The organism is Roseivirga sp. (genome assembly GCF_049099775.1).
GTDB lineage: Bacteria > Bacteroidota > Bacteroidia > Cytophagales > Cyclobacteriaceae > Roseivirga.
The window spans coordinates 531,677-557,863 of the sequence record NZ_JAGDZM010000004.1 but is presented as its reverse complement, the minus strand read 5'-3'; the positions used below and the strand labels follow the sequence as shown (position 1 = coordinate 557,863).

Here is a 26,187-nt window from a genome sequence, read left to right as displayed (position 1 = left end):
GATACAAAACGGAGTGGGGACTTGATTTCGGTTCTTTTTCTACCGCTTCAGCACCTTCATATAATACCTCACCCCAAGCTTCTCAATCAATAGCAGGTAAATGCCATTACTGAGACCTGAGAAATCTAAAATCATCTTGTTTTCTTCTGTTTGCACCGGTACATTCAGCTCTTTGCCCTGGGCATTTACAATGCCATATAGGTTTATGAGCTCACCAGAAGGAACGTTAAGCGTTAGGGTAGTAGACACAGGATTTGGATAAATTTCCAGCCTGTTGGTTATTGCTTCCTTCAGTCCAGTTACAATCTCTTCTTCGTCATTGAGGTTGATAGTAATCGTAGCGGTGGCCGTTAGTTCTCCATCGGTTACACTAAGCCCAATGGTAAAAGTTGGCGTGGTCTCAAAATCCATCAAGTCGGAATCGGCCACTGATATACTACCACTCGTATTACTGATTTGAAATGCCCCGCTGCCATTACCACTGGTAATGCTGTAGCTCAATGTACCTGTACCAGAATATTCCGACTCTGGCGTACCCACTAATGTGCCCACTTCACTATTTTCATTTATACTCATTGTAGCGTCTTCCATAGTCAGGATAATGATCTCTTCAGGAATACAAGTGCCCACTACATAAGTCTGAGGTGAGTCAGCTGTGGTTTTTTCGCCCTGGCCAGGGAATGAGTAGGTATAGTAAAAACTAACTGTGCTACCTTCTGCTGCGTTGAGTTGAAATGGAATGTTAGGTGTCACGTTATACCCACCGTATTCCGAAGAACTATCGGTTCTATAATAGAGGATACAGGTTTGGTCACCTACTCCGGTTTCGCTTGGAATAAAGGTAAGCGTTGGGTTTTCCGCATCGTTAGAAAATTCATAACTGTATTCGCCATTGACTGATTCACCACTGCAGCTAGGTGCTTTTATCACGGTGATTTCTACTTCATCAGAAGTGGTGGTGTTTCCTGCTTCATCAGTAGCTGTAGCGGTTAATACATAATCACCCAGCACGGCTGTCCAACTGGTGGTATATGGTGTCGAAGTGACAACGGCTATGCTATTGCCATCTACAAAAAATTCAATCTGACTAATGTTATCATCTATATCCGAAGCGCTAGCGCTAATGTCGACTGTTTTACCTTCGATAAACTCCTGTCCATCTTCTGGTGATATAATACCGACTAATGGAGCGAAACTTCCATCTTCATCTACAATTACATAGACATCGTCATCGTCATTATACTCACTATTGCTTACCGATAAGTTTACTAGGTAAACACCTTCAACCAGACCTGAAATTTCTGGATTAACAATGGTCGGATCTGAAAACTCCATACTGCTAGGGCCGAACACCTGAGTCCAGTTATAAGTCAAATCACTAGCATCAGGGTCGTTGCTGCCTGAACCATCAAGAGCCGCGGTAGTTTTTGGCAATACCACCAATACGTTTTTACCAGCATGGGCGACCGGCTGGCTGTAGGGCAGCGCATCGGCAAAACTGAAAGTCATTTTGCCGAGGTTGAATTCGCCATTGTCGAAAACAACTCGCAAAACGTGTGAGCCACCAGCAAAATTTAGGTCTGCCACTGATTTTGTTTCCCAGGTTTCCCAGCCACCAGTAAAAGGCACGCTGATGTCATCGCTGATGACTTTTCCGTCTAGTTCAAGGTGGAATGGGCCGCCTCCGTTTTGATTGTTCGAAGCGTACCTGAAATCCATGTCATAGATTCCGGGCTCAGTCACATTGATGGTGTACTCTACCCATTCTCCGCTGGCTATCCAGCCAATGGTGGCGCCCTCAGCACCTGAGTTAGTAGCGTCCATCGACTCATCAGTACGGAAGTTGCCTTCGTTGCCTGCCGATACATCTACATAAGATACGCCTTGTCCAGAGCCGCCCTCATATTTATCGTAATGGCCAGCTTCTATGCTGCCAGGAAGGGCAGAGGCGGTACCGCTGTAGGGCACTTGCTCGCCAACCTGCACAGATACAATATTGGACACCACAAAATCTTCGTCTATATATACCCTAGCATAGAAACCATGTATACCCAGCGACAGATCCGTGGCCCGTATTTCAAATGGTGCAGCAGTTTTTTCACCTATTACGGTATTGCCATCAAGGAATTCAACTTTAGTAATTCCTTCACCTTCTATACTAGCTGTTAGGTTGATACTGCCTTCTGCATAAGCACGATCAAAGTCAGACACAAGTGAGCCTTTAGCATTGATATCTCGACTGGTAGCCATGGTTTTGGCAGGCACTTCCAGAGCATACCCATCAGAGTAAGTCACAGTAATCGGAGTATTGCTATAGTTATGGGCTACATAAGTTGTTTCGCCATCTTTATTGAATGCCGAAGCAATGGGATGATCTGCCGTCACACTTATATCCACAGTTCCTAAGGCATTGATGGCATGGAGCCAGTGATAGGTTTGGGCATCAGATACGCCAAACTTCAATGTCCTTTCCTGATTTGCATCATAGAGTTCTATGGCTTCTTCTGGATCTATAAAAGAGAGATATTTCCAGATTACATCGTGCCATAAGTTGGGGTTGTTATCATTGTTGTCGAGAATCCCGGTATACTGTTTCAGCTCATTCCAAATCTTCTGAACATAGTCTTGGTTTTGCCCTAAGTAGAGCGAACCGCCATGAATCGGGTACATTTCTATCACATAGGAAGCAGTGATGTCTGAGGTCCAAAAAGTACCGTTGTCATAAGAATTACCCCAAACGCGAGAGACTAGGCTGTACTGCTGGTCATCTTTGAACGTCCTTTCGTTCATGTCAAGCCAGTATTCTTCAATAGCCGTCTGTTCAGTGGTATAGAGGTAGATACCTAGGTCGCGGATTTCATCATTTCCCGTAATGCTTCCCCAGTGAATGAGCGATGAGTTGAATTGCATACTCTCAGAAGTTGACTCCTGGTCGTTGCCCTGAGGGAAAGAAGCAAAACCATTGGCCCAACAGTGTCCTGCATAGGGGCTAAAGTTTCTTAGGAAAGGGAAGAGGTCATCGTTTCGGTTCGAAGAGGCGGCATCTCTTACCAGATGATTAATCATTTCGCCCCATTTATCGGCCCAACCGGGTTCAAACTGCTCCATAAAGGCAGCAGCATGAATGAAGTAACCCCAGTGAAAGTGATGGTCATTGATGTTGTTGTCTTGCCCGTGTCCAGCAGGGTAGCCTAGCATGGCCGACCAGTCGCTGTTGTAGTAAAAGAGAAAAGCTACCTCAGAGGCCTCATAGGTCAGCCAGTCTTCCAGTCGCTCTTTGATGGTGGCAACAATTTTGTCAAGTGCCTCTGTATTGCCAGTCTGGTCGGCTATACGAGCTGTCTGAATCAGTCGATTCATCACCTGACCTTCGTTGTAAGAATCAGTCCAAGTAGCTAGCCCCTCGTTTTCTATTTCTTTGATTCGGTCATTCATTTCAGCAGGACTAAAGCCCTCACTGTAGTTGGCCAAGTAGGGCATGGTAGGTAAAATACCGTAGAAGGTATTTTCAACACTGAAACTATTTCCTGCCATGGTTTTGAGTTCACCTCTCACCGAGCTATAGCTGTACTTGTCGGGCTGTGCTGAATTACTGGCCAGATTATCCCATTGGTGGGGAAGCAAGCCTATTAGCATATTGGTACCTTCACCTTCTTTTACATCGGTGTCAATGGTAAAATCGGTGCGTACTACACCAGTGCTATTGTTATAGTCCCAACTGGTGGTAGTATTAGCTGGGAATACGTAAGCATAAACCTTGTATTCTTCTACCACCGCATCAATGTCTTCTGCATTCAGCGGAATCATGGCCATAGACCAAAAATCTTTCCCGTTGAGGTCGGAGGTATAGGTGTTTCCATCTTGCATCCAAGTACTGCCCGACGGGGCATAAATGGCAAAATCTCCACCATTGCGCGCATCCCTCACAATAATTACTTCATCCTTAACCGTTACTTCACCCAGATTTACTGTAACACGGGCCTCATCCTCACTGGCTTTGTTAAAGTAGAGGAAAGGCATGGCAATTCCAGAAGTTGCTTCAAGTTGATGTGACCCATCATTGAAATCCATGGTAACAGTCCAGTCCGAATAATCGGAAACATTGGCCCTGCTGGCATTTAAGTCTGTTACCCCCACAATGATGGGCTCCTGATCATCATACACCCCCCAAGGGATATAGCTCACTACCAGCCCCGCATTGGTAGTCTTCAGTGCCATGGGGTAATTGAAAAGATTATCGGTGTGATCGTTGTTGATAAGTGCCGACCACCAGTCGTTTGTAGGAACCGGCTTGCCAAGAGCGTTGCCACTCAGCTGTGGAGTGCCTGGAGGGACTCCGTTTCTCCCTGCTTCGTCTACTCCAGGGAAAACGGTGGTGTAACTGGCTGAACCCACTTGAGTAGTTTGTGCTATGAGTAGTGTTTCTCCGGTGTTGAAAATGATAATCAGAAAGATGAGCGCTGCTCTGAATAAACGGGTTGATCGAAGCATTCGATTTAGGTTAGATTTGGCAAATTTGCCTGAAAGCAAGCTAAACATTTAAAGCCTCGTTGCCCTATAAACCTATACATCAAACATACATCAATGATTACCACAAAGGTTTACGAGCATTTCTAAAAAGGCCCAATTAAGTAATTGAGCAATCAAACTCACACTAAAAGTCGTCAACCCCGAGTCATCTTCATTCTTCAGATTCTCGGCATTTCCCAGAACGAACAGCTTTCAAATTGATGCTACAGCTTTAATTCAGGAGTTGACTAATCAATGACACCGAGAAGATCGTCAGCATAAACCAACCAATAAAGCCCTGAATAATAGCCAAGTAGCGAGGTAGACCCTTTATTGGAATCTCTCCAAAACCTAAAGTTGTAAAGGTGTTGATACTGAGCATTAGGGCATTCAGCATTTTGATGAAGATGTCGTAAAGAAGGGCGATCAGAAAAGCAGTAATCAGTAAAAAGGACTTGCCACCTTTTTTTGAGTCTTCTGTTTCAGACCATTTGCCTTTGAGTACATCTACTTTAGAGAGCAACCACGAAGCACTTTTAGTACCTGCCACAGACCAACGATAAAGTGGCAAGGCAGTAACCATAAAGAACTTGGGTGCGGTTTTACCTTGTTCTTGCAAATAGAGTTTAAAGTCTTCTGAGGCTAGTAAATCAGGTTGCTTTTCGTCCATATAGACTTCATGCATGCCTGAATCTCTGTTTACATATTTGAGAAAGAACCGATACCGATCCATGATCCGGTTCTTACCATGGCTATCCCAATGGTTAGGGAAGAAGAGGTAGATCAAGGCAAATAAAAGAATTACATAGACCGAGAAAGTAATGGCTAAAGATGGTCGCGTACCATAATTGGAGAATACCTTCAGGAAACGATTAATCTGTAGACTGAAAAAGTTATCAAAGGTAGGGTCTTGCTTGTACAAGTATGCCAACCGCTCCGTCTGCATATCTTTTATCTCTACATAGACTGCATTTTTGCTTTCGTGATTTAAAGTAGCGCTATAGTGATTGTATAAAACTCCTCGCACTGAATTTTCACCTTCAAAGACTGATTTATTGGCTATTCTAATGGAGTCATAATAGGGTTGAACGTTTTGAGCGTTTAGAAAATAAGTGTCAGGTTGGTCAACCCAATAATCAATATATTCTTGGTAGTTTATCAGCTTATCTTCAAATTGTGCCCACTCCACTTTATGATTTGTTTTTAATTCTGGAAGCGTGAGTTTTACATAGGATTCAAATTGATTCCCTTTAATAGAAAGTTGGTCAATCCCTTTTAATTGATTTATAATCATCTGGATTTGAATACTATCTATCTTATTGTTGCTGAAATCAGTCACTTGATTTCCATCGCTGACAAACTGCAACCTTCCCTTTCCTACAATTTCATTGTCAATAAAAACCGAATTAAAGGATGCTCTTAAAAAAAGGAAAATTTCAGGCTTAAAGGTGTTTTCAGATCGCTTCCGGTTTATATTGATTCTGTTATTGTCTAAAACCATAATAGAATTCTCAATATTATCCGATTCCCTAAACCCATAAAAGAGCTGTAATTCATCATTGATCACTGAATTAGAAATCTGTATTCCTTCAAGATTGAATTTATCTGTTGCCGCTTTTATTGCGCCTGAGGCATTCGCCACTATTCCCTTCTTGAAAGTGCACTGATTGAAAGTGAATTCACCTGTATTGCTTAGAGTTACTTGTTCCTCAAAAATATAGTGTTGAATGACTCCTTTAAAACTCCAGTCTTCTTCATTATCCAAAAAATCTATAATGCCTTGAGTGTCTTGTAAAAAATGCACGTTATTTAGCGTTATTTTAGGTTTTAGGCTTATTCTATGTGCATTTTCATTAATTAAGAATTTGCCACTTTTCTGGTCATTCCGATTGACAAAAGCTGAATCAGTTGCTTCATTGTACTTGACCACAGCGTTTTCATAGGTAAATACCGAATCTTCCGTTTCTTCGATCATTCTAAAGAATTCTGAGTAAGAGAATTCTTCGTATTGAACCTCCTCCTGAGCAAGTGAAAACAGGGGTAGGAATAGTATAAGGCTGAGGAGTAGGTATCGCATAAGGTTGATGGTTGCTTTAAGGTAAGCAGAAATCAGTTAGGTCAGTGTTGAATGATGAATGTTGAGTTGAGTCTATTGTGTTCGGTTGATGGCTCAATATTTTTTGCACTTCGGTCACCGGCCACCGGTCATCCGTCTTCTGACTTCCGACTAATTCAACAGCTGACTAATCAATGACACCGAGAAGATCGTTAACATAAACCAGCCAATAAAGCCTTGGATGATAGCCAAATAGCGTGGCAGGCCTTTGATGGGAATTTCTCCAAAGCCTAGCGTGGTGAAGGTGTTAATGCTCAGCATTAGGGCATTGAGAATCTTGATGAATATGTCGTAAAGAATCGCGGCCATAAAGACTATTCCCAACAATATGGTTTTAATGGCACGCTGTGGAGCTGGTAATTCACTCCAACGACCTTTAAAAATATCTATTCTTTCGAGCAGCCATGAAGAGCCGCGTGTACTGGCTGTAGACCAACGGTAGAGCGGAAGAGCCGTGGCCAAAAAGAATTTGGGCACTGTTTTGCCATTCTCTATAAAAAAGTTTCTAAACCCTTCATAATGGGCCAATTCGTCCTTTTTATCTTCTAGATATACATCATGCATGCCTGCATCTTTGTTGAGGTATTTTAAGAAAAACCGGTATCGATGTAGGATTCTGTCTTTGCCATGGCTGTCCCAGTAGTTGGGGAAGAAGAGGTAGACCAAGGCAAAGGCCAGAATTACATACATTGAAAAGATAATGGCTCTTTCAGGTTCAGTGCCATAGGCTGAAAACTCTTTCAGAAACTGATTAATGTGCCATTTGAAGAAGGTTTTAAAGGTCGGTTGGGTTTGATACAAATAAGCCATTCTCTCTGTTTCCAAATCTTTCATTTCTCTATAGATTTGATTGGCCGCCTCATTTTCATGGCGAGAATTGAAATAATCATAGAACTTACCTCTTAGAGCTATCTCAGAATTGTATACCATCTGATCTTGAATTCTGGCAGATGAAACGTAATAATCCAGATCTTCAATAGCCGTTTGCGAATTATTCAAAGACTTAGTTTCATATTCATCATGTTCGAATAATCCGAAGAGGTCATGTTTCCAGTAATTCAAGGTTTCGTTATCAATGATTTTATTTGAGAATTGATTCCATTCGATAATACTAGAGCTTGCAGATAAATCGTCAATAGATAAAGTGATCCAGCCTTCAAAACGATTTTTAGATATTTTTATGTATTCAATATTTTTAGTGTTCAGAACTAGATCAATGTCTTGAGCTGCAACGACATTATTTAACAATTCGATATTATCAGTTGGCCCAGTATCATTGTTTCCGGATAAATAGACTCTACTCGCTTTGATGTGATTATCATGTAGAACGAAGTCACCAGATGCGTTAGTCCAAATGGTTGTTACTTCGTTGTTAATCACATTTCTTTTCAGCCATATCTGCATCAGTTGTTCTGCGTCTGAATGTCTTGCAGTGATTGTTACATCACCTGAAAAAGAATTGTTCCATATCCATAGATTATCGAATTCAGTCTGATTGGCATTGTCTCTTTGAATAATTTCAAACTTGTTTTTAAATGAGCAATTTGTAATGGCGAGGTGATTTGGGGAGTTAATCACTACCTCTTTTTCAAAAACAATTTTGCTCAAACTCAGTAGATAATCGCCTTTATAAAGATTTTGAAAACTGACTTTATCCAATACAATTTTAGGAGAAACAATGATTGAATCTCGACTATTAGCTAATAATGAAAATGAAGTCATATCAACTTTTGTCAGAAAGATGGAATCTGTTTTTGGCTCGAAATAGATATTGGCGTTTTCAAGCCTAAAGACGGAATCCTCTTCCTCTTCAATCATTCTAAATAGTTCGGTGTAAGAGTATTCACTGACTTTAACCTCGTCCTGGGCTAAAGAAACGAATGGAATGAGTAGCCCAAGGGCTAGGATAAGGTGTCGCATAAGGTCGATGGTTGCTTTAAGGTAAGCAGGAATCAGATAAACAGGAAATCAGTCTTCCTTCATGTAATTCTGAGAGAAGGTAGTTCTTGCTAGAGAATTGTTTGACCCAAAGATTCTCATTAGCTGTACACATACGTTTGTTTAGTTCCCTTCCTAGATCCTGCATGTCGTTCAAAATTGATCTGTTAGTCTTGATCAAGTTCCTTTTCTAGCATCTCAATGAGTTCATTGACCTGCACTTTGGTGTTGCTGAAAATTTCAGAGATGAAGGTGTAGTTGATTTCGAGTAGGTATATGTTGTTCAAGAACACTTTGTTCTTAAAAAGGTCTCGAACTTCATTCTCCAAAATACCTTTGTGACTGTCGATATAGGCCGAATCATAAGTTAGTTTTAGGTTTGGAATATCCGATTTACTGAGATCGTAGTATTTACCTAAATCGATGTGGTGCATCAGGTCTTCAAGAAATACATTATAATCATTCCTGATATGCTCATGTGCAGCTGCAATTTCCGAATAAGTCTTTTTCAAGTTCATCAAGTTTAGTTTCAGTTCATTGATACTCATCGTACTGAAATGTCCGGAACTCTTCATTTCTTCATATGTATTGTCATTCGGGCGAAATTCATCTACAAAGGTCAAGTCTTGCAGATCTTGATTGAATGTGTAAAGAGATCCTATTTGCATAAGGTCTGAGTTTCGTTTGATGTCTTGTGCTGCACTCACCTTAGTTTTAGAAAGTTCAATCATTTTATCTAAGCCTTGAAGGTCTGCGTTAAGGTCGTTCTTTAGGTTATAGAAGTACTGGAGTTCCACATGTCGACTTTTTCTTCCTTCATTCCAGTTATTAAATTGAATTGCAATGTAAATTCCAATTACAACGAGCATGATTTCACTGACGGCGTAAAGGAGGTATTTAGAAACTTTCTTTTGTTCCATAAGCTGTATTCGGATTTTTCGAAAAAAGGTGAGCATATCTTAATGTTGTAGTTATCCCTTCAGAATATCTTATATCCTTTATTTAAAAGATTCGACGATGCCGTAATTCTTGAAACCGCCATGGAAACTCCCTCATGAACGTGCTCAGGTAATATCTTTTGATTCATCATGGATTGTCCACAAACAATAATTTCAACTCCAGCTTTAGTGAGTTGATTGATCAGGTCAGAATTTGGATTATTAACTCCAAAACGTTCATTGTATTCTTTGTTATTTAAAACGAGAGCTGTAGCACCACTAAACACCACAACGGCCATTTTTAAATTTTCTTCAGGTACCCCGGCGTAAGCATGGGCATTGATGATACGTGCAGTATAATTCAAGGCACCATAAAGCTTAGTTTTATCTTCATAACCTTGGTAATGCTCTCTCAGTAATTTGTACTCAACATTTGGGTTAGGTTTAGCAGTTTCAAAGGGTACTACCTTGATGACTCCATAGCCCTGGATTACCGGATAGACTGTTTCTTGGGCATGAGTTATTGAAAGGCCTAAAGCCAGTAGTATTGCAGTGAGGAGATGTTTCATTTTGGTTGAGTTTGAGTCAATAAGTTAGTGAAAAATAGGACATGTAATTTGATGCCTTTCGTCATTGAGCCCTCGCTGAAGTTTCAATACAAGAGACCTGAATGAAGGGCAATTGTATCGAAGAATCTCATTCTTTCGTTGGAAGATCACTGCTTGCCGATAGGCAGGCTGCGGTACCTCATGATTACGTGAAATTAATTAATCATCCTTCAATGCATCAACCGGATTTAATCGTGCCGTCTTTAATGATTGAAAACCAACGGTTGCCCAAGAAATTAGCAATGCTGAAACCCCAGCTAATACAAATACCCACATGTTGATGGGTGTTTTATAAGCAAAGCCCGTTAGCCAGGAATCAACAAAATAATAGGCCACCGGTGTGGCGATTATCAAGGATATGACGACCAACTTGGTGAACTCTGATGAAAAGAGAACTACCAAATGCAGCACCTTAGCACCCAAAACTTTTCTGATACCCAATTCTTTGCGACGCTGTTCTGCGGAGAATGCCGCAAGTCCAAAAAGACCTAGACAAGCTATGATAACTGCCATTGCAGTGAATACGTTTAGTATTCCTCCCATCTTTTGTTCATTTCTAAAGCTATTTTCAAAACTTTTATCCATGAAGCTGTATTCAAAAGGAAACGAGGAATCAAGAGTGGCTAACTCAGTTTCAATTTGGCGAATCAATGATTGTAAATTTCCCCCTGAACTTGCTGCCTTTTTATCGAAGCGAAGTGATAAATAAGAAGGACTAGTTCCACTATCAGGTAGGCGAGGATTTTCAATGTGATAAATGACCAAGGGTTCAACTTTTTGTCTCAGACTATTGTAATGGAAATCATCAACTACGCCTATTATCTCAAACTTGTCTAAGCCACGGACGATGAATTTACCAATCGGTGAATTTTCCACATAGGTACTGGGAACACCAAGACCTAATACTTTGACTGCAGAAGCATTCAGTACAACACTTGACTGCTTATCAGTAGCACGAGAATTATCAAAATTTCTTCCAATTAACCATTCGGGCTCGAGTAACGGTAGGTAGTTTTCATCTACTTTCATTCGCTTTACAAAGATCTCCTTTGTGCTGCCATTGGCTTGCACAATATCTCCTCTATGGATGTTAGGAGGCACTTCGTGTGATTGACCTATTACCTTTACTGCTAGATTGTTCGCAAGTGAATTTTTAATGGCATCTACCTGTAATTCCAATCGCTCAATATTATGCAATTGTAGTACATGTTCGCGATCGTAACCTACATCAAAATTTGTATTATAACTAAGCTGTTTGTGGACAAAAAAAGTGCTAACGATTAGTGCTACAGAAGCAGTGAATTGAAAAACTACCAAAGCATTTCTCAAACCTTTTCCTTTTACACCTGTACTTAATTGACCTTTGAGTACATGTACTGGTTTGAATGAAGAAAGATAAAAGGCAGGGTAGGTGCCAGCCACAAAACCAAGAACTAAAACGAATCCCAGAATGATACTCAAGAATTTTATATCAATTAAATAGAGGTAAAGACTTAGCTCTTTTTGGGTGATGTTATTGAAGAAACCTAATAATAGTTCGGTTGCTACAATGGCAATTAGTGTGCTCATGAATACATATAAAAAAGACTCGAATATGAATTGTCTAATAAGCCATTTACGTTGAGCACCTAGGACTTTTCGAACACCGACCTCTTTCGAACGGTTCGAAGAACGTGCAGTTGACAAATTCATAAAGTTGATACAGGAAAGTATTAAAATGATCAGACCAACTGATGTAAAAATGGTGATGTATGTTATGCTTCCAACAGGCCCAAGAAAGTTACCAATTTCTGGTTTAAGGTAAATTTCTTCTATGGGTTGAAGGTAAAGGTTCCATGAATTCCCGCTTGCTTCCAATTCTTCGAATGACTGACCGAAAACTATATTTAAGGTGCTTGCTGCCCATTTTGGGGGTATATCTTGTATTTTGGATGTTAGTGCTTCGATGTCAGTTCCTTCCTTAACCAATCCATAATTTGAAAAACCAGTCCAAACCCAGGTAGATTCATTGGCCTTGATGTCAGGATAGCTACTCATAGAAGTAAGCATATCGAATTGAAGATGTGAATTGGTGGGAAGGTCCTTTAAAACTGCCGTTACTTCAAAGGGCTGCCACTCCTCAGGTTTTACATTTGGACCTTCTAAAATGGTACCTTTCATATGCAGCGTTTTTCCTAGGGCATCTTCCTCTTCAAAATACTTAAGTGCTGTGGATTGAGTAATTACCACTTTAAATGGCTGTGAGAGGGCACGAGAAAGGTCTCCTCGAGAAGCTTCAAATGAAAAAATATCAAAGAAATTTTCTTCTACGGCAAACATCTTCTTTTCTAAAAAAGAAGTTATACCATTCGATTCAGTTCTATAAGAAGCTCCAAATGGTTCAGTGGCCAATACTTTTGTGACTTGTTCGAATTCTGGAATGTCGGTCCTTAGAGCAATAGAGACGTTGGGACCTGTATTGGCTACCTGCTGATCCCAGTCACCCCAGATAGAGGATTGATTTATTCTATAAATGCGATCTTTGTTCTGATGGAAACTGTCAAATGATAACTCATCCTGAACATAAAGACCAATCATAAGGCAGGTGGAAATCCCTATAGATAAGCCTAAAAGGTTTAGCAGTGTGAACTGCTTGTGCCTTATGGAAGTTCTCCAAGCAGTCTTAAACATGTTTCTCAGCATCGCAATCAATTTAGATAATTATTGTCAGCCCATACAATCGAGATGCCAAATAAATAGTAGGTTTAAACACCTTAAAGGCGGTTTCTAGCAAACAGAAATTAAACGACTGTTCTGTCAAGAACGATGCCGTCCGTTGGCGGACGGCTTCTTGAGGCAGCACTTCAGTAAGGTGAATATATATTGGTTTCGTTATGCTGAATTTATTTCAGCATCTATTTAGAGCAGACCCTGAAAGGAGTTAAGGGTACGATCTTTTAGTTAAGCAACGACTGGTAGCCATAATTCCTTTTCACGCAATACTCCATTAAAACCACCCAAACAATTAGCACTACTTTTTTAGGCATGAAAGTAGTAGTATTAGGCTTCGAAACTTAGAAGGAATTTCTTAAAGTAAATTATATGAAAAATAAGTATTCGCTGACGCTTCTGTTAGCCGCTTTTTTCTGTCTTGCTGGCTTTCAAACGCAAGCACAGGATAAGTTAAAAAACATGCCTGGTTACGATCAGTATAGGAAAATGGCACCTCAAATAAGACGTTCCGTCAAACCAGGAACGCTTTCGGCCAATTGGTCTGATGATGGTAAGTCTTTTGAATTTATAAAAGACGGAAAACTATGGTCTTATGATGTTCGCAAAAAGAAGATGTCGGACATGGGTGATCCACCGCCACCGCCACCAAGAAGAAGATTTAACAGACCGGCAAGAGGCAGACAGTATGCTTCTACGGATTCTCCTGATGGTAAATTAAAGGCATTTACTAGAGATAGAAATATGTACATCAGCAACCCTGATGGCTCTGGCGAAATGGCTATTACCACAGATGGAAACATGGATAATCTTGTTAAATATGGTATTGCTACTTGGGTTTATGGTGAAGAATTAGGTCAGAATACTGCCATGTGGTGGTCGCCTGATAGTAAGAAGATTGCTTTTTATAGATTCAAAGAAGAAGGTGCCAAAAGGTATTATGTCCTGCTAGATCAATTAGCATTATATGATTCGCTTGAGGTAATGTCTTACCCAAAAGTTGGTGAGCCTAACTTGCCAGTAGACTTAATGGTATATGATTTAGAGACTAAGAAAATCACTGAATTCGATACACGTGATGGGAAGCCTTTTAATGATGGTGCCTTAGGAACATACTTGTATGGAACGAGCTGGACACCTGATGGTAAAGAGCTATTATATCATAGTACGAACCGTAAGCAAGATATTATGGAGTACCGTGCTGCCGATCCAATAACTGGAAAATCAAGAGTAGTTGTACGAGAAGAGTGGCTGCCGAGCTTTACTAAGAATACGCCAGAAATGCGTGTCTTAGAAGATGGGAAACACTTTGTGTGGGCATCTGAGCGTACTGGTTTTAACAACTATTACTTATATAATTTTGACGGTACATTAGTTACCGCGCTTACGCAACATGATTTTGAGGTAAGCAACATCGTAAGAATCGATGAAAAGGCGGGCTATATGTACTACATGGCGCGAAGTGGTGAAAACCACATGAAAATGCAGTTACATCGTGTAAAAATGGATGGCACTAAGGATACACGCATGACAGATCCTGCCTTTAACCACAGAGTGACTATTTCGCCTGATGGAAAGCACTTTATTGACGTAGCACAAACGCATAACACACCTCCGTTTACGAACCTAGTTTCTGCAAAAGGAAAAATCATAGCAGAATTGGCTCAAAGTGACATTTCGAAGTGGGAAGAACTAGGCCTTAAAACAGTTGAAGCATTTACATTTACTTCTGCCGATGGCGTAACCGAATTGCATGGATTGATTCATTTTCCATCCAATTTTGACCCGAATAAGAAGTATCCATTAATTCTCGCGAATTATGGCGGGCCTGCAACTAATGAGTTTAGAGAGACATTTACTTTCCCTAATCCGTTAACTGAATATGGATTCTTAATTGTAGATATCGACGGTCGAAATGTAAGAGGACGTGGTAAGAAATTATTAGATCAGCTTTATGGTAACCTTGGAATCGTTGAGCAAGATGACTTCGCAGAAGGGATTAAATCACTTTACGATCGACCTTATTTCGATAAGGAAAGAGTAGGCGTGTACGGTACATCATACGGCGGTACTACTGCTGCAATGAGTTTATTAAGGTTCCCAGACGTATATCATGCTGCTGTGGCCAATTCAGCTGTTACTGATTGGATCAATTATGACAACATCTATACTGAGCGTTACATGAACACCTTGGAGAATAACAAGGCGGGCTATGATGCATTCAATTTAATGAACTACGCCAAAAATCTAGAAGGAGAAATTATGGTGTATTACGGTACTGCAGATAACAACGTGCATCCGTCAAATTCACTACAACTAATCAAGGCATTGCAAGATGCGGGTAAGAGTTTTGAAGTACAAGTAGGGCCAGATAGAGGTCATACGGCGGTAAATACCGATAGAATGATGGAGTTCTTTATAGAACACCTTGTGATGTCTAACGGTATGGCGATGCAAATCAAAAGATAAACTGAGTCAATCTCAATTAGAAAGGTGCTGCCGTTCGGGAGCACCTTTTTTATTTAATCTTTTCGGCGCTGATATATGCGTTGTTTTGGTAAACCTTAAAGCCCGTATATGCTCTCTCAGTATCTTTCTGGAAATTTATAATAGCCTGACCATTAAGGGCATAATACTGTAAGTGAGTTAAGGGGAATAACTCGAAAGGTACTTCCTGTCCAGTTTGTTGGGCCATCAAATGTCCCTCGTCAAACTTGATTTCCAAGTTTAATCCTTCTCTGATTTTATAAATGCCTACAATGTTTTCATACATATACCGAGGGACTATAAATGACTTTTCAATCGGTTGAGTAGGGTCAACTAGTGCAGCAATCTTCAAATAGCTTTTTATAGCGTCGTTCCGGTATTGCTTAATGAATTGAAGATGATTTTGCATTGAGATAACGTTATAGGTAACCACTTCATTCTTGTAGAATGGACTATTTAAGAAATAATTGATGGCTTTGTCATTAGTAAAGCCGGTAAATAGCTCAGAATACCAAGCATGCTCTGATGACCACTTTTCAAGTACATTATTCGCAAGCTCCGAAATACTGTTGTTATAGTAATCTACTTGTGTTTTATCGTCAATATAGACTTGATTTAAATCGGCAATAACTGGTTCAAATCGTGTAGGGATATTATCAATATTCCTCATTAAGCTGTTGTAACCATTGTTTGTAGTTACTAAATCCACTACGTTAGTAATGATGGAAAATAACCCGCCATTGGCAGGAGTTTTGTAATCTTTAAGCGTAAGCTTATTCCCTAAGACTAAAGAAATTAGTGAATCTTTGACGCGATAATATTCGATAAGTTCTGTAGCCTTGTTAATATCAATTTCTAATTCCTGTTGAATTTGTAGGAGGGTAGAGGTTACCTTTTCCTCGTTCTTCCGCTCTTCATTTCTATTATTAATGTTCAAGGCAATGAGAATCCCGACAATCACCAAAACAATCTCTCCCATTAAATAAAGGAGGTATTTTAAGAAACTATTCTTTGAAAGAAGATTGCGGCGAACTTTTCTGAGAGCGTTGATCATAACCTTGTAAATCTTAACCCAAATTGATCAAAAGTTTTAATAAAGTCATGTTTTCAAGCTAAAACGCTCCTCATAAGGTTCATTCTATTAAAATAATATTACTACAATTAGGAAATTATTATTGAATAGCCTTGTTTTACAAATACTACAATTAGGAAAATATTATCATGCGAAGAACACAATTAGGCGAATTTGAGGAAGTAGTAATGCTAGCCGTAGGCATTCTGCACGAAGCAGCATACGGTGTGTCTATCAAAAAAGAGATAGAATCGCGCACTGGAAGAGGAGTGAGCGTAGGTGCTTTACAGTCGGCACTGAAAAGGCTTGATGAGAAAGGCTTCCTCCGGTCAAGGGAAGGTGAGGCCACTGCGGAAAGAGCCGGAAGACCCAAGAAGTACTTTTCTATAACAGCTGAAGGTAAAAAGGCCTTAGAATCGGCCCGAGAAATGCGGAACAGCATGTGGAATGATATTCCAAATATGGCTTTTGATTTGAAAGTCACCTTTTTATGAGTACCCAGCCTAAAAATAATAAGCCGCCATGGCTTATTATGAAGTTATTCCGCTGGTTTTGCTCTAAAGAACTACAGCGGTTTGTAGAAGGAGATCTAATTGAATTATATAGAGAACGCTCCGATGAGAAGGGGCGTAACTACGCCAATATCAAGATTCTGATCGACGTGGTTTCACTCTTCAGGCCAGGCCTAATTGGTTTTGCAAAAGGATTATACTCAAACAACAACTTAGGAATGATCAAGAATTATTTAAAAGTAGGATTCAGAAACCTTTGGAAGGATCGGTTTTATACTGGGATCAATTTATTTGGCTTGTCTGTGGGCTTAGCCTTTAGTTTTTTAGTGCTTTTGCTCGTCAACTATGAATTTTCATACGAACAATTTTATGCGAATAAGGAGCAAATAAAAAGGCTTGGAGTTCATTACAATGTTGGTGGTAAAGAAGATACATATTGCAATGTCGGAAGACCGTTAGGCCCGACTATGATGACCGAATACCCTGAGGTGCTCAGCTTTACCCGGGTAGCAGGCGTCAATGGCTTAGATGTCCATAAAGGCACTTTTAAGTATAAAGACAAGTTTGTAAAGTCTAACGACGCTTACATAGTCGATTCAGCATTTTTTGAAGTCTTCGATAGAAAGATTTTAAAAGGAAGTTCCAGCACAATGCTGAATAGGCCTAATACAATTGCCTTGTCAGAATCCATGGCTACTAAAATATTCGGAAATGAAAACCCAATTGGAAAACATATTGAACTGGCCGATCGTGCCAAGAAATTTGAAGTAACCGGCGTTTTTGAAGATGTTCCAGGCAACACACATCTTCCTTATGATGTGCTTGTTTCTTGGAACAAATATTATGATGCTGAGGTGAATAGTCGATGGTATGGTGCCCATGTATATAGTTATGTAAAACTTCAAGATTCATTTAGAGCACAGTACCTGATAGATGATTTTTCGAACTTCTTCGAAAAACATATGTCGACCTATTTTGCGCAGCTTAACGCGACTGCCGATCTTATTATCCAAGACATTGAAGATATCCATTTGAGATCTGATTTAACCTGGGAAGTGAATCAAAATGGTGATTTAACAAGTGTCTATGTCCTTTTGGCTATCGGAATCTTCTTAGTGGTGATAGCCCTTGTCAATTATTTAAACCTCTCATTGGCAAGAAACTCATTAAGAAAGAAGGAAATTTCGGTCAGAAAAGTAATAGGGGCTTCAAGGTTCAATATTTCAGGTCAGTTTTTAGTAGAAACACTGTTGTTTACGCTATTGGCCTTTGCTTTTTCTTTGCTTATTGTCAAAATAATTGACGGACAATTCCAATTGATTTCTGGGGTAGATGTTCTACCATTTACAGGCGACAATATATTGATCTTTGCTGCTAGTACTTTTATGCTAGGGTTGATTATCAGCGTTTATCCTTCACTCGTATTATCGAGTATAAAGTTAGTTGAAGGCCTTAAAGGGAGGTCAAAAAATACGCGAGACAGTGGCAAGTTACAGCAAGGACTTGTTGTACTTCAATTTGCTATTTCGACCATAGTCATTCTATTCACCTTTGTGGTGAAAAACCAGTTAGATTTTGTTTCAAATAAAGATTTAGGCTTCCAAAAGGATAATGTCGTTGTTTTTCAGCTAGAAGACTCCCTACTTTCTGCTAATAGCGAATTGATAAAACAACAGGTGAAGACTGTCGCTGGTGTAGCCAATGCATCATTCGCTTCAAATCGACCAGGGGTTAATCTCAATCACTCCATCCTTAATATAGAGACTGAAGGTGGCTTTAGTGCCGTGGGTAGTCAATACATGCAAGTTGATAATGATTTTGCTGAGACGATAGGTTTAGAATTGTTAGAAGGTAGAGCGTTTATTAATGGTTCTCAACAAGATTCAGATTGGAGTTTTATGCTGAATGAAGCAGCGAAATTGAAATTTGATTGGGACGAACCGATAGGTAAGGTTATGTACTTTAACAACGATGAAGACGGCAACCCTCGACATATGAAAGCGATTGGTGTTTTTAAAGACTTCAATATCGGCTCTTTACATGCTAAAGTGGAACCGATTGTGGTGTTCTATAACAAAGATTTTGGCAATCAGCTGTTGGTCAGATTAGAAGCTGGAGGCCATCGCCTAGCAATCCAAGATATGGAGGAAATCTTTGAGACTTATGCACCAAAGTTACCGGTAAGTCATAGCTATTTGGACGTAGAGCTAGATCGGCAATATGTTGGCGAACGGCGCTTAGCAATGTCTATGGGCTATTTGTCAGCATTAACTATTATTATTTCGGTGTTGGGTTTTGTTGGTTTACTGAGCTTTGCGATTAGTAAGCGTCAGTCTGAAATTGGTGTAAGAAAGGTGCTCGGCGCAAGCGTGAAAGACGTTACTTTCCTTTTCTATAAACAGATCCTTATACTGATACTTCTAGCAGAATGCATTGCCATTCCCGTGAATCATTACGTTTCTACCCAATGGCTCAATAGTTTTCAGTACAAGTCATTCCCAAGCTATATGGAGCTTGGTTTGGTATTATTGATAATCATTGTGCTTTCAATGGCAATTATGGGATTTCAAATCTTGAAAGTAGCAGTGACCAACCCTGTTGATATCATTAAGGAAGAATAGTTACCCAATAGCCCAGTCTATTGCCTGCTGAATATGAACCTTTGTGGTGTCAATTGTTGCCATCTTTACGTCATCAGCTGGCACCAGAATGGGTAATTCTGTACAGCCCATAATGATACCTTCAGCACCATCTGAATTCAGGTTCTGCATGATATCAATACACTTTCCTTTAGAAGTATCAGTAAACTGACCTTTGACTAATTCATCGTAGATTACATCATGTATATCCTGCCGATCTGTAAGTGAGGGAGTGATAACTTCTAAACCAAAATCTTGTTTGAGTATGGTTGTATAAAAGTCCTTTTCCATAGTGAATTTAGTCCCAATTAAACCCACTTTTTTAATGTCTCTTTCTTGAATTGCTATACCTGTTGCTTTTGCAATGTGGAGGAAGGGCAAGCTGGTGCTTTTTTCAATGTAGTGGCTCACTAAGTGAATAGTGTTTGTACAGAGCAGGATAATATCGGCACCGGCGGCTTCTAATTGCTGGGTACAGTTGGCCATCATTTCTCCAATTTTATCCCAATCTCCCAAAAAGGTGTATCGCTCAATTTCTGCAAAATCTACAGAGACCATGATACATCGGCATGAATGTGAACCACCAAGACGTTCTTTTACATATTCATTCGCATACTGGTAGTACATTTTGGAAGATTCCCAACTCATTCCACCGATTAAGCCTATTGTTTTCATAAGTCTATTATTTGATTTTCGACATATCTTCGGCACCATGAATCACGATACTCGTTAGAAAACGAGTCAATACATCTGACTTAATTTTTATCCAATAATGGCGCTTGTTTACTTCAATTGTGCAGTACTCGGTATATGTTGTTTCGCAATTCATATCATTTCTTTATTCAAATCTAGTCCGGTCATACTCATCTGATCTAATTGATCTTTGAATGCTTTTGCGGTATTAATTGAATTTATTTCAGCTACAATCAATTATAAACTATAGTAAATTAAAGTTATGGAACTTAAGTATTTTCGATTGATCAAGACCATTGCCGAGGAAGGGAATATTGCCAATTCTTCAGAGAAGTTATTTCTTACGCAGTCGGCACTAAGTCATCAGTTAAGAGAACTTGAAGAACGACTTGGTTTTAAGGTTTTCCATAGAACAAGGAACAATTGGAACCTCACAAAAGAGGGCAAGGAATTGCATCAATTAGCTAATGAACTTTTCGAAAGGATTGACCTTGGTTTTAGTAACATTGAACAAATTAAAGAAGGGTCGAAAGGCACAATCCGTTTGAGTGCAGAGTGTCAATCATTCTTTCACGGCTTACCTGCATTTGTTCAAAAGATGGCTGTTCTCTATCCTGAAATTGAAATTGATTTAAGTCTTGATGGTTCTCAAAGAACGGTTTCACAGGTGCTTTCAAATGAAGTAGATATTGCCATTGTAACCTCAGAACCGGCAACAGATTCCTTATTTAAGATGAAGGTGTTGGAGGATGAAATATTTGCCATTATGCATCGAGAACACAGTTTTGGCAGTTTACCGTTTCTAGATGTAAGTCACTTTTCCGACCTGCATCTTATTATTAATTCATTTCCGCTCGAGAGTGTTTCCGTTTACGAGCATTTTCTGAAACCGAATAAAATTATACCTAAGAAAGTGACGGCAATCCCTTTTACAGAGGTATCGCTTGAAATGGTAAATGCTAATATGGGAGTGGTCTGCTTGCCGAAGTGGAGCTTGAAATCTTATAAGCTACCAGAGGATCTTTTATTTAAGAGAATAGGTAAGAACGGGTTGAAAAGAAATCACTATTTAGTGGTGAAAGAGGAGCAAAGAAACCGAAAGCATATCAATGAGTTTATTGAAAACTTTCAGGAGGAGTTTGTTCGTTAGTCGAAATCGATTTGCATTTTTTCTATCCGATCGGAAAGCCTTTCAGAAGTGAATTTCTCTCTGAATCTATCAACCAAAATTGGGAAGCAGAGCGGTGTTGGTTTCAGTAGCTTGTTCACTTTTATTTCTTGCTGATTAATTCGCTCTAGTGCTTCTGTTAACCTCGATTTTTCGAACTGAAGGTTTAGCACTTCTTCATTGGCTTGCTTCATCAACAAATTATCTGGATCATAGTCCTCAAACACCTTATAAATCATGCTTGAAGAGGCCTGAAGGTGGCGATTTGTGATTCCTTTTCCTGGATAGCCCTGAAAAATCAAGCCTGCGATGGTGGCAATATCTCTGAATTTCCGTTTCGCCATTTCGGTATTATTCAGGCTAGCGTATATGTCTTCCATTAAGTTGTCTTGTGTGAAGAGATCCAACTCCAAAAAGTCTTCAACGTTGATGTCTTGATCGGTGAGAAGCTCAAAACCATAGTCGTTAGAAGCAATCGAGAAGGTAATCGGTTGACTAACGCTAATTCGAAAGGCGCAAAGCGCAGCTAACACTTCATGGATGTATTTGCCCTCCAATGGGTAAACAAAGAAATGAGTGCCTTCATCAGATTTTAGCTGCTCGATCAGTAATTGATTGGACTTTGGAATCGTTGATAGTTCACGTTGTTTTTCGAGAAGTGGCTTAATTGTAGTCATCTCTAAGCCCTTGTACTTTCCGTTTGCAGCTTCTTCCAGTTTTGACCTTAAGCCATGGGAGAGTAATGAGGTAAATGATGCTTTTCCGCCTCCCCAGCGTGGAATAGGGCCTGTTTTACGTTTAGATTTTCTAACCTGAGCAGTCATATCTTTCACGCGGATAAGCTCAAGGCTTCTGCCCGCAAACCAAAAAGTATCGCCAGGCCTTAGTCCGGCTATAAACAACTCTTCAACAGTACCTATGTATCCACCAGTTTGGTACTTTACTTTTACCATCGGGTCCGAAACAATTGTACCCATAGACATACGGTGGCGCATTGCAATTTTGCGGCTATTCACTTTGTATAGACCATCAGGTTCAATGTCTACTTTAGAGTATTCGTCATAAGCACTCAGCGTTCTGCCGCCAGTAGTGATAAATTCTAAACACCATTCCCATTCTTTTTGGGTTAGTTCCTCATAAGCATGCGTAGATTTTACCTGTTTGTAAGTATCCTCTTCGTAGAAACCTGGCCCGACGGCTAAAGTGACTAAATACTGAATTAAGACGTCGATTGACTTTTTTAACGGAATTCTACTCTCAAATTGTTTTTTAGCGATGGCTTCTTTTAACACTGCAGCTTCTATCAGCTCGAGTGAATGAGTAGGGAGGAAGTATACCTTACTAGTCGCACCTGGCTGATGGCCGCTTCTCCCGGCGCGCTGAAAAAAACGTGCAACCCCTTTGGGTCCACCGACTTGAATTACCATATCTACAGGCCGAAAATCTACGCCTAGGTCTAAGCTTGAAGTACAAACGACACATTTTAGCTTACCACTATGCAAGCGATCTTCTACCCACTGTCTCACACCAATATCTAAGGATCCATGGTGCATGGCCACCAATCCAGCATATTCAGGCATTTGTTGCATCATTTTCTGATACCAAATCTCAGTTTGTGACCGTACGTTCGTAAACATAAGGGTTGAGGTGTGGTTTTCTAGAATTGGCGCGACGCGATCCAAAAGGTGAATTCCTAGATGTCCGGCCCAAGGAAGTGTTTTGACAGAATCCGGTACAATCGATTCTATTTCAATCTTTTTGTTAACATTAGCGCGTATAGTTTTACACGTTTCGTACTGATCGCCAAGCAGCACTTTGGCGGCTTCTTGAAGATTTCCTATTGTAGCGGATATAGCCCAGGTTTTAATAGGCTTTGCCTTCAAATGTCGCATATAGGCTAAAGCCAATTCAACTTGAACGCCTCGCTTTCCCCCGATTAACTCATGCCATTCGTCTACTATTACCGCTTTAACATTACCGAAAGTCTTTTTAGCATCTTTTTGTGCCATAAGTACGTGAATACTTTCAGGCGTTGTGACAATGGTTTGCGGCATATTCCGCTTTTGTTTCTGTCTTTCGGCCTGCGACGTATCGCCAGTTCTTAGGGCAATGTTCCAACCCAAGTTTAAATCGAGGTTTACCTCTTGCATAGCAGCGCAAATGTCTTTGGCCAATGCTCTTAAAGGCGTTACCCAGATAATTTGTAAACCTTTGGCTTGAGAATCCTGGTGCAAAGCTTCCATAACACAGCCAAGCCAAACGGCATAAGTCTTACCACTACCTGTTGGGGCATTTAATAAACCGCTTTTACCGGCCAGATAAGCTTGCCATGTTTCTTTTTGAAAAGGGAAGGCTTCCCAACCTTTGGCAGCAAACCAATCTTCCGCAATGGTAGTATTAAGTAAGATTTCGGGTGAATTTTTCAAGCATCTTCAATTACGCTTATTCACCTAAAGTATGGAAATGAAATATGGAATAGTCTTAGAAAGTTGCGTTGTTGTCTATGCGCATTTCTAGTTGTTTGAGTTCACCGCTGAGGCCTGGCAGTGTGCCAACGCTACCAGGGAAATAGCCAGTTTTCTTATTCAAGCAAATCAATGTTAAGTAAGAGATACCGTTGTTATCAATTTGATAGAAGCCAGATTTATTGGGGATGATTTCATATTTGGGTTGAACATCGGCTTTCTTTAGCTTCTTTAAATCGTAATACTGCTTACCGTCTTTTGTATAACCAGCTGAGTCGATAGCATCTTTGTTCTGCATTTCGTAGAGTAAAATGCTATATCGAGCGGGTACAGGTTGATTTTCGGAAAGTCCTGTTGAATCGTTTTTTGCCCTAAAATCTCCTTTATAAAGATTCATTTGCCCATAGTAACCGTTGATAATAGTTGGCTCCAGAATCTGCTTTTTGATGGCGACCTTGAAAGTAAACGAAAATGTTTTCTGTGGTACATCTTTTTTGCCACAACTTGCTACAAACAGTAGAATGGTAAACGCTACGAACAGCTTATTCAAACCTCTCATCTCAACTATCTTATTAAGAGCACGAAGTAAATAAAATAATTCATGATATGAGTAGCCTATTCGTTAAAGATTCATAAAGTAAATGCTGCTCAGGCTGATTTCAGATGAAATCCTTTAGTTTTTCGAATGAGATACTTTTCGAAAAAGCTTCCTTAATTCTGAATTAGTTCATTAATAGCATTGCGTGCTGATTGTGCCGCCGTATGGACAGAAACCCAATCATTCCCATCTGTATAGGCTCCACCGGCGAAATACACTTTATTAGATACTGACGAGGATAATTGTTGTACGGTGCGCCAATCAGCATGATCGATTAAGTATCCGCCTTTTATAAATGGTTCATCGTTCCAGTTTTGTGTAATATGATTCAGATAGCTTGGTGTAGCCTGATTATTAAATAGACCATCAAGTTCGACCAGCATAAAGTCTCTTAGATCATTTCCCGATTTTGAAATTAACTCTAACGCTGGTTTCCCCACGACAAATAAGCCCAGTATATTTTTTGAAGTATTCTGCCCTAATGCCGCATTGTAATAAATTTTCTGCCCGTCTGTGGATGGTGTTACATCGATGACGAGACCTTCGCCATAGAAATCATTTGAGAATTCAAAAAATGCCTTAAATCCTTCCCAAATAGTAAGCTCTTGTATGGCACCAGATTTGGCGCTAGGTAGGGCAGGCTCAAAAGTAATGTCTCCATCTTGAAGGATTTTTAGGGGCACGGATACAACCACTTTATCGGCTGAAAGTTGACCGTTTTGAGTTGAAAGGATGACCTCGTCTTGAGAATAGTCAATGGATTGAATGGGTGTATTGTAGGTGATTTTATCGGCTACTGATGGGAGTATATAGGATTGGAAGAAGTTGAACCATGATGAATTAATGAATTTGCGATCAGGATTATCTGGAAATGTTTGTATATCCACATCTACTGATGAGTCATTGACAATTTGTCCGAAAATATCCGTACTTGTTTCAAGCCATTCTGCCCCAAGTGGTATTGGGAAATCGGCAAAGTTGGTATCGATTTTCATTCTTCCTCCATAATTGGAAGAGGCTTCATAAATTTCAAATTCAATGCCTTGTTGTTGGAGTAGATATCCGGTAGAAAGTCCTCCGGCACCGGCACCAATAATGATGACTTTTCCATTAAAATTAGGCGTTGTGTCATCATTATTACTACAGGCAGCTAGTGTTCCGCTAAGGGGAAAGCCAATACCCAAAATACCGCATATTTTTACAAACTCTTTTCTATTCATGCGTTAGCAGTTTATTTCGACATATAAAATAGAGAATTAAGAAACGACTATTACCGCTAGTCTCTATTGATTATTTCCAACTTTGAAGTTCTATTAAGTTACCCTCAGGATCTTTCGCATAGATAAACGTGATAGTTCCTACACCTAGTACTTCACGTGTTGTTATTTCACCGTATGCTGATCCACCGTTCTGCATAAGTTTATTCAATACTGTCTCAACACTGTCTACCTCAAATGCTATGTGCGAAAACCCTCTTGTATTGGGTGTAATCGACTCTAGATTGAGTATTTCTTCGTACTGATAGATTTCTAAAGTAGGTCCGTTTTCTCCATGTCCAGGCAGCAATAGGTGTGCTCCTTTAAGTTTTGCGTTTTTTACCCCTGTACCTTTAGTTAGCCATTTACCAGATTGGTTTCTAATAGGAGGGATGATAGTACAATCAAAAGTTCTAACATAAAATTCAGCAAGTGCCTCCCAGTCTTTACTTACAATATTAGTGTGCGCGTATCTCATC

Annotated in this window: 16 protein-coding genes; 4 read left to right on the top strand and 12 right to left on the bottom strand. The window is 39.9% G+C overall.

Annotated features, from left to right (window positions below):
• Window positions 1–39 precede the first annotated feature (39 nt).
• The 6 genes from JXQ92_RS06900 to JXQ92_RS06875 all read right to left on the bottom strand — a co-directional run bounded on the left by JXQ92_RS06900 (window position 40) and on the right by JXQ92_RS06875 (window position 12,791).
• Complete coding sequence (locus JXQ92_RS06900) at window positions 40–4,491, bottom strand: glycosyl hydrolase (RefSeq protein ID WP_421985867.1); 4,452 nt, start codon at window positions 4,489–4,491, stop codon at window positions 40–42.
• Window positions 4,492–4,741: 250 nt separating this feature from the next.
• Entirely contained in the window at window positions 4,742–6,586 is a 1,845-nt protein-coding gene (locus tag JXQ92_RS06895) for an ion channel (RefSeq protein ID WP_421985866.1), read from the bottom strand.
• 150 nt (window positions 6,587–6,736) lie between these two features.
• Window positions 6,737–8,545 carry an ion channel gene (locus JXQ92_RS06890; protein ID WP_421985865.1) on the bottom strand — a complete coding sequence of 603 codons (1,809 nt, stop codon included), beginning with the start codon at window positions 8,543–8,545 and terminating at the stop codon, window positions 6,737–6,739.
• Between the two features lie 185 nt (window positions 8,546–8,730).
• Window positions 8,731–9,483 carry a DUF6090 family protein gene (locus JXQ92_RS06885; RefSeq protein ID WP_421985864.1) on the bottom strand — a complete coding sequence of 251 codons (753 nt, stop codon included), beginning with the start codon at window positions 9,481–9,483 and terminating at the stop codon, window positions 8,731–8,733.
• A gap of 59 nt (window positions 9,484–9,542) precedes the next feature.
• A complete protein-coding gene (locus JXQ92_RS06880; protein ID WP_421985863.1) occupies window positions 9,543–10,070 on the bottom strand; it encodes a DsrE family protein in 528 nt (175 codons plus the stop codon).
• 198 nt (window positions 10,071–10,268) lie between these two features.
• Complete coding sequence (locus JXQ92_RS06875) at window positions 10,269–12,791, bottom strand: ABC transporter permease (protein WP_421985862.1); 2,523 nt, start codon at window positions 12,789–12,791, stop codon at window positions 10,269–10,271.
• Between the two features lie 399 nt (window positions 12,792–13,190).
• Here JXQ92_RS06875 and JXQ92_RS06870 point away from each other — a divergent pair, with 399 nt between their 5' ends.
• A complete protein-coding gene (locus tag JXQ92_RS06870; RefSeq protein ID WP_421985861.1) occupies window positions 13,191–15,287 on the top strand; it encodes a DPP IV N-terminal domain-containing protein in 2,097 nt (698 codons plus the stop codon).
• Window positions 15,288–15,336: 49 nt separating this feature from the next.
• On the opposite strand, the gene JXQ92_RS06865 is transcribed toward JXQ92_RS06870, so the two are convergent.
• On the bottom strand, window positions 15,337–16,359 hold the full coding sequence (locus tag JXQ92_RS06865; protein WP_421985860.1) for a DUF6090 family protein: 1,023 nt from the start codon (window positions 16,357–16,359) through the stop codon (window positions 15,337–15,339).
• A 167-nt stretch (window positions 16,360–16,526) separates the two neighbouring features.
• On the opposite strand from JXQ92_RS06865, the gene JXQ92_RS06860 reads away from it, so the two are divergent.
• On the top strand, window positions 16,527–16,871 hold the full coding sequence (locus JXQ92_RS06860; protein WP_421985859.1) for a PadR family transcriptional regulator: 345 nt from the start codon (window positions 16,527–16,529) through the stop codon (window positions 16,869–16,871).
• Complete coding sequence (locus JXQ92_RS06855; protein WP_421985858.1) at window positions 16,868–19,510, top strand: ABC transporter permease; 2,643 nt, start codon at window positions 16,868–16,870, stop codon at window positions 19,508–19,510. Before JXQ92_RS06860 ends, JXQ92_RS06855 begins: the two co-directional genes overlap by 4 nt.
• Here JXQ92_RS06855 and JXQ92_RS06850 read toward each other — a convergent pair whose 3' ends face one another.
• Window positions 19,511–20,203, bottom strand: coding sequence for an aspartate/glutamate racemase family protein (locus JXQ92_RS06850; protein ID WP_421985857.1), 693 nt, complete (start codon window positions 20,201–20,203; stop codon window positions 19,511–19,513).
• A gap of 280 nt (window positions 20,204–20,483) precedes the next feature.
• On the opposite strand from JXQ92_RS06850, the gene JXQ92_RS06845 reads away from it, so the two are divergent.
• Entirely contained in the window at window positions 20,484–21,371 is an 888-nt protein-coding gene (locus JXQ92_RS06845; protein ID WP_421985856.1) for a LysR family transcriptional regulator, read from the top strand.
• Here JXQ92_RS06845 and JXQ92_RS06840 read toward each other — a convergent pair.
• From JXQ92_RS06840 to JXQ92_RS06825, 4 genes are all read right to left on the bottom strand, one after another.
• A complete protein-coding gene (locus JXQ92_RS06840; RefSeq protein ID WP_421985855.1) occupies window positions 21,368–23,815 on the bottom strand; it encodes a ligase-associated DNA damage response DEXH box helicase in 2,448 nt (815 codons plus the stop codon). The genes JXQ92_RS06845 and JXQ92_RS06840 overlap by 4 nt on opposite strands.
• A gap of 55 nt (window positions 23,816–23,870) precedes the next feature.
• Window positions 23,871–24,404, bottom strand: coding sequence for a hypothetical protein (locus tag JXQ92_RS06835; protein ID WP_421985854.1), 534 nt, complete (start codon window positions 24,402–24,404; stop codon window positions 23,871–23,873).
• 161 nt (window positions 24,405–24,565) lie between these two features.
• A complete protein-coding gene (locus JXQ92_RS06830; RefSeq protein ID WP_421985853.1) occupies window positions 24,566–25,672 on the bottom strand; it encodes a flavin monoamine oxidase family protein in 1,107 nt (368 codons plus the stop codon).
• A gap of 70 nt (window positions 25,673–25,742) precedes the next feature.
• Window positions 25,743–26,186 carry a VOC family protein gene (locus tag JXQ92_RS06825; protein ID WP_421985852.1) on the bottom strand — a complete coding sequence of 148 codons (444 nt, stop codon included), beginning with the start codon at window positions 26,184–26,186 and terminating at the stop codon, window positions 25,743–25,745.
• Window position 26,187: the final 1 nt, after the last annotated feature.

Bases quoted from the DNA above. Each gene is read 5' to 3' on its own strand.
- JXQ92_RS06900 (WP_421985867.1), bottom strand. From the start codon at position 4,491: ATGCTTCGATCAACCCGTTTATTCAGAGCAGCGCTCATCTTTCTGATT.
- JXQ92_RS06895 (WP_421985866.1), bottom strand. From the start codon at position 6,586: ATGCGATACCTACTCCTCAGCCTTATACTATTCCTACCCCTGTTTTCA.
- JXQ92_RS06890 (WP_421985865.1), bottom strand. From the start codon at position 8,545: ATGCGACACCTTATCCTAGCCCTTGGGCTACTCATTCCATTCGTTTCT.
- JXQ92_RS06885 (WP_421985864.1), bottom strand. From the start codon at position 9,483: ATGGAACAAAAGAAAGTTTCTAAATACCTCCTTTACGCCGTCAGTGAA.
- JXQ92_RS06880 (WP_421985863.1), bottom strand. From the start codon at position 10,070: ATGAAACATCTCCTCACTGCAATACTACTGGCTTTAGGCCTTTCAATA.
- JXQ92_RS06875 (WP_421985862.1), bottom strand. From the start codon at position 12,791: ATGCTGAGAAACATGTTTAAGACTGCTTGGAGAACTTCCATAAGGCAC.
- JXQ92_RS06870 (WP_421985861.1), top strand. From the start codon at position 13,191: ATGAAAAATAAGTATTCGCTGACGCTTCTGTTAGCCGCTTTTTTCTGT.
- JXQ92_RS06865 (WP_421985860.1), bottom strand. From the start codon at position 16,359: ATGATCAACGCTCTCAGAAAAGTTCGCCGCAATCTTCTTTCAAAGAAT.
- JXQ92_RS06860 (WP_421985859.1), top strand. From the start codon at position 16,527: ATGCGAAGAACACAATTAGGCGAATTTGAGGAAGTAGTAATGCTAGCC.
- JXQ92_RS06855 (WP_421985858.1), top strand. From the start codon at position 16,868: ATGAGTACCCAGCCTAAAAATAATAAGCCGCCATGGCTTATTATGAAG.
- JXQ92_RS06850 (WP_421985857.1), bottom strand. From the start codon at position 20,203: ATGAAAACAATAGGCTTAATCGGTGGAATGAGTTGGGAATCTTCCAAA.
- JXQ92_RS06845 (WP_421985856.1), top strand. From the start codon at position 20,484: ATGGAACTTAAGTATTTTCGATTGATCAAGACCATTGCCGAGGAAGGG.
- JXQ92_RS06830 (WP_421985853.1), bottom strand. From the start codon at position 25,672: ATGAATAGAAAAGAGTTTGTAAAAATATGCGGTATTTTGGGTATTGGC.
- JXQ92_RS06825 (WP_421985852.1), bottom strand. From the start codon at position 26,186: ATGAGATACGCGCACACTAATATTGTAAGTAAAGACTGGGAGGCACTT.